This is a genomic window from Fictibacillus arsenicus, from assembly GCF_001999465.1.
Taxonomy (GTDB): Bacteria; Bacillota; Bacilli; order Bacillales; family Fictibacillaceae; genus Fictibacillus; species Fictibacillus arsenicus.
The window spans coordinates 645,167-658,650 of sequence record NZ_MQMF01000002.1 but is presented as its reverse complement, the minus strand read 5'-3'; the positions used below and the strand labels follow the sequence as shown (position 1 = coordinate 658,650).

Sequence of the window (13,484 nt, the reverse complement as noted above, 5' to 3'; positions counted from 1 at the left end):
TTCCCTTCAAAATAAGGTAGGCAAAAGCCATACCGTTATCATATTATGTATTCTACTCCTTTCGTCACGAGAAAGACAAATGTTTGGGACCAATTGACTGTTTTTGTCAAAAAAAGTTTCATACTATAATAATTTCGGGTAAAGTGGTAGTAAAACCTGGTGAGGAGGAATGAGTTATGCTTACAATGACTAACCATGAACAGCTAACATCAAAGCCTTTAGATTTACCAGTACCACGATACGTAGTCAAACTCGTAGAAAAACCAATTACCGAACAAGAAAAACAAAAACCTGAATTAGAACTTACGCCATTGAATCCAACATGTCGATGAGTCCAAATATAGAACTGAGAAGAGCCAAGATCAATTGATCTGGCTCTTTTCCTATTCACTGAAGACGGTACTGCTATCAAACATAGTTCATCACTCTAGGCCAATTTTTCACTATAATAATTTCCATATTGTTCCTCCGGATTCATTTGTTATGATATGGTAAAAGTTAAGGAAAACCTGAAGCGAAGAAGTAATTAGGGGGGACAGAGATGAATAAACTAGGAATTCTTTCGTTATCAATGGTTGCTGTTAGTGTTGTAGCATTCTTTCTATTAAGAGGACCGAATGCGGATCTTACTACAGGCGTTATCGTACTAGGATCACTTTCAATTATTGGTGTTGTTTTGGCGGTACTATCGAAGAAATGGCTATCAGGTATATTAGGTGTATTACTAAATGGAGCGGTCTTGACCTTTGCTCTTCTCTTATTGCTCGCAAAAGGAATTGGTGGTTAAGACAAAATGTTTAATCCAAAGGGGAGTCCAGGGTGAATTTAAAAGTTGGGGATATCATTACTTTTGAGCGGATGTTCACAAAAGAAGATGTTGAGATGTTTACGAAAGTCTCTTGGGATGAGGGGGATCATCATATTCAACCTGATGAACAGGGGAGACTCGTCATCCAAAGGTTGTTAACGGCTACATTGCCAACAAAAATTGGCGGAGAAAATAATGTGCTCGCTCGTACGATGAACTTCGAGTTTCTGCTACCTGTATTTACTGGAGATACGACCCTATGTGAAGTGCGGATCGAGGAGTTAGAACCAAAAGAAAACAATCGAACATCAATCATGGCCACTTTCCTTTGCACCAATCAAAATGAAAAACAGGTATTAAAAGGAAGCTTTGCAGGAGTCATCTTATCAAACTAGTAGCTCAGGTTTATGACATTTGTACTCTTTTTTTTATACAAAAACACCGCTAAACGCGGTGCTGCATGTTCATTTGATTTGGTTTCTTTGTTCCTGAATGGTTTTATAAAAATAAAGAGAACCATGACCGCCGGCGATACCTAATGGCAGGATAATAAAAGGTGCCCAGGTCTTGTCATGCAAACCTGACACGTAGAAGATTCCATAAATGATGATCATCGTCATAATGCTAAATGTGAATCGGATAAAATAGTCTTTCACCGTTAACGCTCCTCATTGCTATGTTTGTTTTATAGTACCACAATTCACAAAAAAGCAGGATTCAGTAATGGTTTTAGAGAATGGAGTTACCGAAGCAAAAAGGAGTGGTAAACCATGTCTTATTGTAAAGTAGAGAAAGCGAGCGGATCTGGAACACCGATCCTCATGATTCACGGATTCTCACCTGACCATCGTTGATGAAAGGATGCATGGAACCGATCTTTCAACAGAGGGATGGATACAGACGCATCTATATCGACCTGCCAGGAATGGGGCAGACGAAAGACTATGAATCTATTCAAAACTCTGATGAAATGCTGGATGCTGTTCTTCAGTTCATAGAAACTAGATTACCGGACCAGTCGTTCTTGATCGCTGGGGAATCATATGGCGGATACATCACTAGGGGAGTAATCACGAAAATGCCTGAGCGGATATTGGGTGCAGCATTTATCTGTCCGATGATAATTCCTGATAAAAACAAAAGAACATTGCCGGAGCATGCCAACATAAAAGTCGATCATGAGTTCCTCGTTACTTTAACAGAAGAAAGAGAAGACTTTAAAGGGATTCATGTGAAGTTAGATGAATACACGTGGAAAATGTACAACGAAGAAGTCTTAGCCGGAATGAAGATAGCAGATCCAGCTTTCTTAGAAAAAATCTCAGGAGGGTATGGGTTCAAGTTCAAGATCGACCAAGAAGTGTTTCCGAAACCGAGTGTGTTCCTGGCTGAGAGACAAGACCATATTACAGGCTATAAAGACGTGTTTGACATACTTGATAAATATCCGAGAGCTACTTTTTCCGTGTTGGATACAGCGGGGCATAATTTGCAGAATGCAGGGTGAATTGTTGAGTGTGAATATTAATGATTGACTTGAAAGAATTAATATAAGAAACAATTTGAATTCCTAACCACACTGTATAAAAAGTTGTCTCTTTGTAAAATCATTAAAAATAATGGAAAGATATTTTACATTTTATTTAAAAGGAAAGTTGGGGGAATATGCTACAAATAATTCAAGAGGAAACAAATAACTTTACAGATAGAATTAATAAAAATACAATCATAAACATTCTCAAAGATTTTGGTTATGAATTTCCATTAGATAATATAAAAGGTGTTGTCGAGGAAAGTTTAGGATTGTTAAAAACACCGTTTGATTATCAAGACGAAAGGACTAAAGAGATTCAATATTTGTTACGAAGAAGTTTTGCCAACAGTGGACCGTATAACTGGACTACTTTCTTTAAATTGCTAAACAATTATGGGTATTGCATCATTAGTTTACATCGTGATATATCTACTGAAAGAAAACCAACATTTAAAATTATTTTAAATATTTTAACCAATGGTCCCTTAGGAGATGAATTAGACTTCTTAAAAGAAAAAATTACTATTGCAACAAATAATATTGAGCAATGGGAGCAAAGTCAATTTATAAATAACAAATATGCAGAATTAAGCGAGGATTATACTTTACCAAACTTTGTAGAAGATGATTTTAACATCGCTAAAATATTTAAAGATAAAAATATTAATCAGATAATCCAAACTATTAAATCATCGGGAGGTATGCTAAGAAGAGACGCCAATAGTAAACTTAATAAATACGGTTGCACTGATGAATTATTGGAACAACTATCGGAATTAAACCTAATTCATTCTGAATATGTTATATTATGTAAAAAATCTTCTGAACAAATTAACAGAGTTCCTTCTAAAGATAGTATTGTAGTTCTTGAACAACACGGAATTAGATGCCGATGTGGCAAATTAGTTTCAGATGAGTTAATAGAAGAAATATTAACATCTACTGAAAAGTCAAATACAATGATAGATGGTAGTCATTGGATGACTGTAAACTTAGTGGAAGCATTACTAAACATAGGATTACCACGGGAAAATATTCTAGTGAATATTAATGATGGTCCTGAGGAAATTGATGCGATTGTTACATATAAAGGAAAAATCTTGTTGTTTGAACTAAAGGATTCTCAATTTTCAATGGGACATGCCTATGCATTTCAGAGTAGAGTTGGACTTTATCAACCTACTAAAGGAGTTATTTGGGCAGTTGGAGGAGTTGCTCCTGAGGTTAAGGAGTACTTTAAAAGAGCTAACCCTGATGCTGATTTGCACTACATTGAAAATGTAGAAGATATTGAAGAAGGGATAAAGGATATTATAGATGATATCAATTGGAAAATAGCTGATAATGTTTTGGCACCATTATTTGCAGAGGGCTTTATTGCATTAAATCTACCTAAAAGTATTTTATATGAGTTAAAAGAAAGGGTTCCACCCAAAGACGATAAATTAGAAGTAGCAGCATCGGTAGAACAATAGTTTAATTATATGATAATTAGTTTTAAATCTAATTATACACTTGCTCTTTATTGGCAAGTGTATTTCTTTTGGTTTACATTTCGATATAGGATTATTGGTAATATTAACATAAACTAAAATGAAAAACGTAATAACTTTGTCTACATACAATAAACGTTTCTCTGACCTCTATTCCAGAAAATCATTAAAAGAACTGGTGCTTCCATTAATACAATCTGAATCAGATTATATAAAAGAACTAAAGAATCTTTTGAAGAACTAGATGAGTATGTAATAACTGAAAATGACAAGGGTACTGTAGAGGAACTAGCTGACCTCCAAGAATTAATGTACGCACTGGTAAAGGTTCATGGAGTTCATTTCTATGAAATTGAAAAAGTTAGACAGGAAGGAACGTATCTTTCTGGTCGATACAAAATGGATGTCTATTAACTGTTAACAAGTAACTTTTATGCAGAAATTCTAGAAGGAATGCAAAAAGCTAGATTGATTCACATCCTTACTTCTTTTGTAATGAAGTCAGGTGTTGAATGTTGTTGCTCCATTCTAAAAATAGCTACAGACGTGGAACTGAGGTTCAAGTCTTCAATAGTAACTATCTTATTAGAAGGACTGGAAAGATTAATAACAATCCACAAAAATACTTTTGTTCGTTGTTCAAAAGAAACGGAAAATCTTTTCATCCAAAAACTTACTTCCATAGATATATTTTACTGAAAAGGAATAGCGGAAACGCATCGCCCTTTCAGTTAAGTAGCTAAAAATGTAGGAAAAAAAAGTTTGCGAGATTAAATTGTAACAATGTCTATTAAAAAGTGGAGTTGCAAGTACCATTACTTTAATAATAAAAAAATTTATTATAAATTAACCTATTTCAAATTTAATAAAATAATAGTTTAGTAAGAGTTAGGAACAAAAATGTATAAAATGTGGAGTTTGTTATATTAAATTGCTTAGGTGATTCTAAAAGAATTAAAGTCTTAGCTAAGGGTAATCTAAACTTTTTGCTTTTCTTATAGCTATTATTCAAAAGTAATAATAAAATAAGAATAGAATAATAAACTTTATATAAAGTTTTTGAGGTGATTTTATTGCAGGTTAAACTTTTTTATAAAACACAAAGAGATCTTGCTATATCTCTAAATTCAATTATAGATGCCTATTGGAAAAATTCTATAGATGAAAAAGTCCTTATGAAAAAGATTTTAGAAGTTTACATAAATAATCAAAATAAAGTATTAAAAAATGGCGGTTTTACTACAGTTCTAAAACAACAATGTGGGAAAAGAAGACTCGAGATAATAGAAAACATTATTAAAAGCAATAATGTTAACAGCAATTAGAACTGTGAAGGGAATTGAAAGTATGACTAAGGAATTAGATTATAGTGCTACTTTAACGGGAGCGTCATTTTTACTTTATGAGTTAAAGCAAGTTTTGAAATTGAAGAGGCAGGGTCTAATAGACAACGAAATTAAGAAGAAAGTAATTGAGGATAATGTTTTTGAATACCAAGTAACATCCAGTTTAAAAAGAATTGTCCCTTCTGTAATTAGAAGAGCAGGTGTATTAGATGCCTTGCTTGAAGATTTGATTTTAAACAGTCACTTAGAAGTAGGTAAGTTAATTAACCTTTATGCAATTATGAAGACAGATAAACTATTTTTTGAGTTTATGAACGAAGTGATTAAAGAAAAATTGGATGATAACAATTATTTACTTGAAAAGAAAGACTTGAACATATTTTTCATTACTAAAGCAGAGCAAAACGAAAAAATGTCTAAATGGACTGACCTTACAATTAATAAATTGAAACAGGTTTATATAAAGTTGTTATTTGAAGCAGGTTTATTAAGAGATAAGAGATCAGGTGAATTGAATAGATTGTTAATAGATGAAGATATAAAGCGTCACCTAATAAAAATAGGCGATACAGCTTATTTAAGAGCAATGGGTGAATGAAAGGGACATACATATGGCAATTATTAACCGAAGACTTGATAAGATTATCCCAAAGATAAAAGAAGACAAGTTTATTCAAGGTAGAGGACTTGGAAATGAGATTAGTTTTTATATTTTTGATTATAACCCGAGTGAAGAATTAATCGTTAGAGATTATGTTAAGCATATAAAGAAAGAATTTAGTTTCAATGGGTCAGACCGAAGGATAATTGAATTTGACTTATATAAAATGTTGCTTGATATCGCTAAAGAAAAGCGAATTTTTGATCGAGTTTTTGAAGTTGAAAAAAAGCAGGGAAAGGATGCGCTATTTAAAGCGTTGACGACCTTTGCTAAGCCTGAAATATTTTTGAAGAAAATTAAAGAAAATGTGGGTGATCACAATGTTTTGTTTATAACGGGAGTCGGGAAAGTGTATCCATTTGTTAGGTCACACACCATCCTAAATAATTTGCAAGAAGTAATTGATAAAATTCCTGTTATTATGTTTTTTCCAGGTAGATATGACGGACAGTCACTGCAATTGTTCGGAAAATTTAAGGATGATAATTATTATAGAGCATTTCCGTTAGTCGATTAAAGAATATAGGGGGATATAACATGAACATTAAAGACATGTTTCAGAAAGACATTGAGAGGGATATTAGAGGAGTAATTAAAGTAGCTCAAACAGACGAGGATAATATATATCAGGAACTTGATGAGTATGTCGTTACAAGAGAACTTAACAAACATCTATCTAAGTTTTATGAGAATTATCAAAGAGGAATTGATGGTGTTACTGATAAAATGGGGGTCTGGATTAGTGGTTTTTTTGGGTCAGGAAAATCTCACTTTTTGAAAATCCTTGCCTACCTTCTTGAAAACAAAAAAGTAAAAGACAATAAAGCGATCGATTTCTTCCAAGATAAATTACAAGATCCTTTAATTTTGGCAAACATGAATCGAACAACAGATGTTGAAACTGAGGTCATTCTTTTTAATATTGATTCCAAGGCCTCATTAGATAGTAAGTCTAAGGAAGATGCAATTCTTCGTGTATTTATGAAAGTATTTTACGAGCATCGTGGTTATTATGGTGACATTCCAGGCGTTGCTGAAATGGAAAAGTATTTGGATCAAAAGGACGCTTTTGATGATTTCAAATCCGAATTTAGAGATTTGTCAGGAGAAGAGTGGGTAGACAGACGTAATACGTTTTACTTTGATGCTGACTATGTAATAGGAGCTTTAACGAAGGTAACGGATATGAGCGAGGAATCAGCTCGGAATTGGTTTGAAAATGGTGTGAACAACTTTGAAATAAGTATTGAAAAGTTTGCTAAAGATGTTAAATGCTACATTGATCAAAAGGGCAAAAACTTTCATCTTGTTTTTTTAGTGGACGAAATTGGTCAGTTCATTGGGGATAGTCGTAATCTTATGCTTAATCTTCAAACAGTTGCTGAAGATTTGGGTACACATTGCCAAGGAAAAGTATGGATCATGGTCACTTCCCAAGAGAGCATTGATAGTATTGTAAAGGTAAAGGGAGATGACTTCTCTCGTATTCAAGGCCGCTTTGATACAAGACTTTCGCTATCTTCAATTTCTGTTGACGAAGTAATAAAGAAACGTATTCTTCTAAAAAAAGATTTTGCTAATGACAAGCTCAAACTTATATATCCAGAGAAAAGTGCGATTTTAAAGAACTTAATTAGCTTTAAAGAAAGTACAGCAGATTTAAGGGGATATGATAACGAACAAGAATTTGCAGAAGTTTATCCATTTATTCCATACCAGTTTAAACTTTTGCAAAACGTTTTTGAACAAGTAAGAAGACATGGATCATCTGGTAAACATTTATCTGAAGGTGAACGCTCCATGCTATCAGCATTTAAAGAGGCGGGACTCCGTTATAAGGATGATGAAGAAGGAGTGTTAATCCCATTCTATGCTTTCTATGATACGATTAAAGAGTTCCTGAACCCAACAATTTCCAGAGTTGTAGAAGGTGCCTATGAAAATCCTGCTTTAAAAGATGACGAGTTTAACATTGATCTACTTAAAGTATTGTTCATGATTAAATACATTAAAGAACTTCCTGCTAACATCGACAATATTGCAACCCTAATGGTAACAAATATTGATGAAGATAAACTGGAGTTGAAAGAGAAAATAAAAGTGTCGTTACGTAAGCTAATTACTCAAACGCTTGTTCAAAAAAATGGAGAATTTTTTATTTTCCTTACAGATGACGAACAAGATATTAACCGAGAAATCAAAACCATCAATATAGATGAAGATTTAATCAAAAGAGAGCTTGCAAACTATATTTTCCAAGATCTTTATGATGAAAAGAAATATCGTTATACATCAGAATACTCATTTTCTTACAATCAAAAAATGGATGAAAAAAATTATGGAAATCAAACATCCAGTATCAGTGTTAATATACTTTCACCTCTTTCGGATTACTACGGAAAATCTGACCAGGAATTAATGTTAATGTCTTCTGGTAATGACGAATTGATTATTAAACTAGGTGGCAATGAATCGTATATAGAAGAAATGGAAGAAGTCTTAAAAATCGAAGAGTACCGCAAGAAAAAGAATATTACTCAACTACCAGAGAGCATTCAAAACATCTTGAACAATAAGCAAGCTGAAGTTCGAGAAAGAAGACGAAGAGTAAAAGAATTGTTAGAGGATGCTATTAAAAGTGGGAAGTTCTTTATTAATGGAGACGAAGCAGATATCAAAGGCTCTTCAGTGAAAGATAAAGTCAATAGTGCTATGCATTCTTTGGTGGACAACGTTTATAAGAAGTTAGGTTATGTAAAGGACTTCTTAGATAGTGAAAGAGAGTTATTAAGCTTGTTGAATGCGGAAGAACAAATGACCTTAGGCACAGATTTAAAACATGATCCCAATGAATTAGCCATTAAGGAAATTTCGGATTTTATAACTCTTCAAGATTCAATTAAGAAACAAGTTCGCATAAGAATTATTTTAGATCGTTTTAATGATAAGCCTTATGGATGGAGACCACTTGATATTCAACGACTACTTGTTGAATTGTTGAAGGAACAAAAAATTCGACTTCGTTACAATTCGGAATATTTAGAGCCAGAAGAAAATGCAAGTAAGATCGTTACGGTTTTAACGAAAACATCTGAATCGGATAAAGGAATTATTCTTAAAAGAATAAAAGTTGATGAAACCTTGATTAGAACAGCAAAAAAGGTATGTAAAGAGGTATTTAATAAGACTGATTTACCAGATGACGAAGATGGCTTAGTGAAAGAAATTCGTACACTTATTGAGAAACAAGTTGCCGAAATAAATGCTTTTAAAACTCGTTATGAAGGTAGAAAATATCCTGGTATAAGCCTTCTTAATAAAGGCTTGGAATATTTTGATCAGTTCCATAAAGGGTTAGATAATGCTTCGTTTTTTGCAAAAATAAAAGAACAACAAAAAGATCTTAGTTTTTGGGAAGAGGACATGACATATGTCAAGAGCTTCTTCGGTACAGATCAAAAAGATATCTTTGATAAAGGACTTTCAGCTATAAACAAATATGAAGAGAATAAAGCATATCTCATGAGTGATGATGCTGATACATTTGTAAGCCAATTAAAGGATATCGTTAATGATCCAATCCCATATGGAAGAATTAAAAATATCCCTGAAATCGTTTATAAAATTGATGACCATATTGAAAAGGTTTTAATCCAAAAAACGGAAAATGCTAAAGAAAAAATTAAGGTTGACTATGATTACACATCTCTATTAGCAGAACAAAATGGAGTATCTCAAGAAACCAAAGAACGAATTAAACATTATTACACTGAATTGATGAAACAGCTTGATAGATTCACTGATATATATAAAGTTGATGCAACGATTTCACAAAGTGTAAGTTTTAAAGAAAAGTACGAACGAACTATTAATGCAGAAATTGAGGAATGGAAAAGAAGAAATGAAAAACCAAATTCTGTAGGCGGAGGAGCTGGTGGAACTACTACAATTCAAAGGCAAATAGTAAGAGCTTCCGAGCTTATCGTGGTTAAGGAATTACGTACTGAAAAGGATGTAGATAAGTATATCAACACCCTTTCGAATAAATTAAAGCAAATTATCAAATTGAATAAAGAAATTGAGTTTATTGATTAATTAGGGGATGTTGGAATGAATAAATTTGCTTTGAAGTCCTTTGCAACTAGTGCGAGAAAAGAACTGTTAAAAAAAGTGGCAGCAAAAGCTATGAAAATCGGTATTACAGAAGAAAAGATTAAAAAAGCAGATATTGAAAGCTCGGATGCCATCTTTATAGATGGCAAACAGCTTTCAAAGGAAGAAAAAATCCAAAGAGAAAAACTAATTGCTCGTATAAATCAAAATGGATTTAACCAAGTAATGGAAGAAGTGGCATACACGTGGTTTAACCGTTTTACAGCACTGCGGTTTATGGAGGTAAACGATTATCTTCCAACAGGAGTAAGGGTATTATCTTCCTCAAATCCATCCAGTGCCGATCCAGATATGTTAAATGAGGCATTAGAATTAGATTTAGAACTTGATAAAGTATACGTTTACGAATTGAAATTGAACAACAAGATAGAAGAGTTATTCAAGTATCTAATTATAAAACACTGTAACGACTTAAACAAATACCTTCCATTTATGTTTGAAACTATTAACAATTATACAGAAATTCTCTTTCCAGAAGGCTTGTTAGGAAAAGACTCTTTTATTCGCCAAATGACAGATACTGAGTTCATTCCAGGAGATAATTGGAAAAAAGTAGAGGTCATTGGTTGGCTATATCAATATTACATAGCGGAAGAGAAGGATCGAGTAATAAAAGCAAAAAAGAAATATAAGACAGAAGAAATCCCTTTTGCAACTCAGCTCTTTACTCCCGATTGGATAGTAAGGTATATGGTTCAAAATACATTAGGTCGTTATTGGGTGGAATCGCATCCAGAACACCGAGATTTATTAGGAAATTGGGAATTCTATCTTGAAAACCCAAATGCAGAACAAGATTTTGAGGAGAAACTTGCTCCTTATATAAATAAAGAGCTTAAAGTAGAGGATATCAAATGCTTCGATCCTGCAATGGGAAGTGGACATATCCTAGTCTATATGTTTGATGTTCTGTATGAAATTTATGTTAAGTGTGGATATATGGAAAGAGAAATTCCAAGACTAATTTTAGAAAATAACCTATATGGATTGGATATCGATGATCGAGCATATCAGCTTAGTTGTTTTTCTGTAGTAATGAAGGCATTAGAATACAATAATCGGTTCTTTAGAAGTATCGAGAGAGAAGGATTAACACTCAATTTAGCTGCTATACAAGAAACAAATATGCTGGTAATACAGGAGATTGAATATTTAGCAGGGGATTCTTCTGGTGAAAATTTTGCGAAAATGAAAGTCTTTTTAGACCAATTTATAAACGCTAAAACAATAGGATCTTTAATAAAATTAGAATTATTTGATTATGATTTTTTACAGGATAGATTAAAGAAGATTGAAAAACAAGTAGGAGATTTGTTTGAAATTGAAATGAAAGATAGGCTACTTTCATTTTTAAAAGATATTATTAAACAATCGTTAATTTTAAACAAACAATACGATGTGTTAGTAACAAATCCACCCTATGCTGGTAACAAATATTTACCTTTAGAATTAAATACTTACTTAACTAAACAATATCCTGATGTGAAATTAGATTTATTCTCTGCATTTTTAGATTATAGCTTTAACACAACTAAATCAAATGGACAGATGGGATTTATTACACCTTTTGTTTGGATGTTTATTTCATCTTTTGAAAAAGTAAGAAAAAAGATTGTCAAAGAAAAAAATATTAGTTCATTAGTCCAACTTGAATATAATGGATTTGAATCAGCAGTTGTTCCTGTTTGTTTATTTTCAATTAGAAATTATCAGGTGGATATAGCTGGTGAATATATTAGGTTGTCTGATTATAAAGGAATTGAAAACCAACCAATTAAAACATTAGAAGCGGTTCAAAATCCTTCTGTGACATATAGATATTCCTATAATCAAAAAGAGTATAAAAATATTCCACAAAGTCCTATAGCTTATTGGATTACTCCAAAAGCTATCTCTGCTTTTAAAAAAGGGATTCTATTTGAGAACCTTGCAAAACCAAAAGCAGGCCTTACAACAGGCAACAATAATTTATTCCAAAGATTATGGTACGAAGTTAATTTTTATAAAATTGGATTTGATTATAAAGAAATAAAGGACACAGAAAAAGACAGACATAAATGGTTCCCATGTAATAGTGGAGGAGAGTATAGGAAGTGGTCAACAAATGATGAATATATTGTTGATTGGGAAAAAAATGGTAGAGCAATAAAGGAATATAGAAATGAAAATGGAAAATTAGCTGGCAGACCACAGAATACCCAATTCTATTTAAAAAAAGGATTGACATGGAACAAATTAAGTAATGCTAATTTCTCTGTGAAATTTAAACGTGAAGGATTTATTTTTGATGATACGAGTAGATCAGCATTTATAGAACAAGAAGAAAAACTTTACTACTTAATTGGTTTTTTGTGTTCTAAAATTTGCTTTGAATATTTAAAAATGCTAAATCCTACAATGAGTTTTACAAATGGAGATTTAGAAAGAATCCCAATTATTTACTCAGAAAAACATGCTGAAAAAATAGATGCTTTAGTAAAAGAAAATATAGAAATATCAAAAATGGATTGGGATTCTTTTGAAACTTCATGGGATTATATTCAAAACCCTTTGATTAAGTATAAAGACAAAACTAGCAGATTAAAAACAGCTTTTGAAAATTGGAGTTCGTTTAGCGAATTTCAGCATGCAAAACTTAAAATGAATGAAGAAGAAATAAATCGTATTTTTCTTGAAATATATGAGTTACAAAAAGATTTAAATCCTGTTGTAGAAGAAAAAGACATAACTATAAGGAAAGCAGATTTGCATAGGGAAATAAAAAGTTATATTTCTTATGCAGTTGGTTGTATTTATGGTAGGTATTCTGTGGATGAAGAAGGACTTATTTATGCAGGTGGAAAGTTTGATCCATCCCGTTATAAGAATTTCAAGGTAGATAAAGATAACGTCCTTCCAATACTATCAGGAGCATATTTTGAAGATGATATCCTTACAAGGTTTATTAAATTTGTTGAAGTAACATTCGGTAAAGAGACACTTAATGAAAATATCATGTTTATTGCTAATACGCTTGGTATGAAAAAGGGAGAAACAGCAAAAGAGACCATTAGAAGATATTTTTTAAATGATTTCTTTAAGGATCATGTACAAACATATAAGAAAAGACCAATTTATTGGTTGTTTACTTCTGGTAAACAGAAAGCATTTAACTGTTTAATTTATATGCATCGCTATGATAAGACAACCTTATCTCGAATTCGGACTGATTATTTACACGAATATCAAATCCGTCTCGACGCTGAGAAAAGAGATTTATTAAGTATTATTGAAGGCGATTATTCTACTAAAGAAATTAGTAATGCTAAGAAAGAATTGAAAACATTAGATAAGAAGATTGAAGAGTTGAAAGAGTACGATGAATTATTACATCATATAGCTGATATGCAAAAAGAATTAGACTTAGATGATGGTGTAACAGCCAATTATGAGAAGTTTAAAGGTTTAGTAGCAAATTATAATTAAATAG

At 32.2% G+C, this 13,484-nt stretch carries 11 protein-coding genes; 10 read left to right on the top strand and 1 reads right to left on the bottom strand.

The annotated features are described in order from the left end of the window. Positions 1-176: 176 nt before the first annotated feature. The 3 genes from UN64_RS20905 (at position 177) to UN64_RS10490 (ending at position 1,203) form a co-directional block, all read left to right on the top strand. Complete coding sequence (locus UN64_RS20905) at positions 177-332, top strand: hypothetical protein (RefSeq protein WP_171978863.1); 156 nt, start codon at positions 177-179, stop codon at positions 330-332. Positions 333-541: 209 nt separating this feature from the next. Beyond that, positions 542-787 carry a hypothetical protein gene (locus UN64_RS10495; protein WP_077362421.1) on the top strand — a complete coding sequence of 82 codons (246 nt, stop codon included), beginning with the start codon at positions 542-544 and terminating at the stop codon, positions 785-787. 32 nt (positions 788-819) lie between these two features. After that, positions 820-1,203: a hotdog family protein gene (locus tag UN64_RS10490; protein WP_077362419.1), complete on the top strand. Its 384-nt coding sequence runs from the start codon at positions 820-822 to the stop codon at positions 1,201-1,203. 69 nt (positions 1,204-1,272) lie between these two features. Here UN64_RS10490 and UN64_RS10485 read toward each other — a convergent pair whose 3' ends face one another. Continuing rightward, positions 1,273-1,464: a hypothetical protein gene (locus UN64_RS10485; protein WP_077362417.1), complete on the bottom strand. Its 192-nt coding sequence runs from the start codon at positions 1,462-1,464 to the stop codon at positions 1,273-1,275. A 209-nt stretch (positions 1,465-1,673) separates the two neighbouring features. On the opposite strand from UN64_RS10485, the gene UN64_RS10480 reads away from it, so the two are divergent. From UN64_RS10480 to pglX, 7 genes are all read left to right on the top strand, one after another. Further along, positions 1,674-2,315: an alpha/beta fold hydrolase gene (locus UN64_RS10480; RefSeq protein WP_306460361.1), complete on the top strand. Its 642-nt coding sequence runs from the start codon at positions 1,674-1,676 to the stop codon at positions 2,313-2,315. 158 nt (positions 2,316-2,473) lie between these two features. Then, the gene (locus UN64_RS10475) at positions 2,474-3,817 is read left to right on the top strand and encodes a hypothetical protein (protein ID WP_077362415.1); all 1,344 of its coding nucleotides are present in this window, start codon (positions 2,474-2,476) and stop codon (positions 3,815-3,817) included. Between the two features lie 1,082 nt (positions 3,818-4,899). Continuing rightward, positions 4,900-5,160, top strand: coding sequence for a TIGR04540 family protein (locus UN64_RS10465; RefSeq protein ID WP_245802004.1), 261 nt, complete (start codon positions 4,900-4,902; stop codon positions 5,158-5,160). Between the two features lie 22 nt (positions 5,161-5,182). Further along, positions 5,183-5,779 carry a DUF1819 family protein gene (locus tag UN64_RS10460; protein ID WP_077362409.1) on the top strand — a complete coding sequence of 199 codons (597 nt, stop codon included), beginning with the start codon at positions 5,183-5,185 and terminating at the stop codon, positions 5,777-5,779. 13 nt (positions 5,780-5,792) lie between these two features. After that, a complete protein-coding gene (locus UN64_RS10455; protein ID WP_077362407.1) occupies positions 5,793-6,359 on the top strand; it encodes a DUF1788 domain-containing protein in 567 nt (188 codons plus the stop codon). A 20-nt stretch (positions 6,360-6,379) separates the two neighbouring features. After that, positions 6,380-9,937, top strand: a complete 3,558-nt coding sequence (gene brxC / locus UN64_RS10450; RefSeq protein WP_077362405.1) for a BREX system P-loop protein BrxC — start codon at positions 6,380-6,382, stop codon at positions 9,935-9,937. Positions 9,938-9,952: 15 nt separating this feature from the next. Further along, positions 9,953-13,480, top strand: a complete 3,528-nt coding sequence (pglX, locus tag UN64_RS10445; protein ID WP_077362403.1) for a BREX-1 system adenine-specific DNA-methyltransferase PglX — start codon at positions 9,953-9,955, stop codon at positions 13,478-13,480. Positions 13,481-13,484 lie beyond the last annotated feature (4 nt).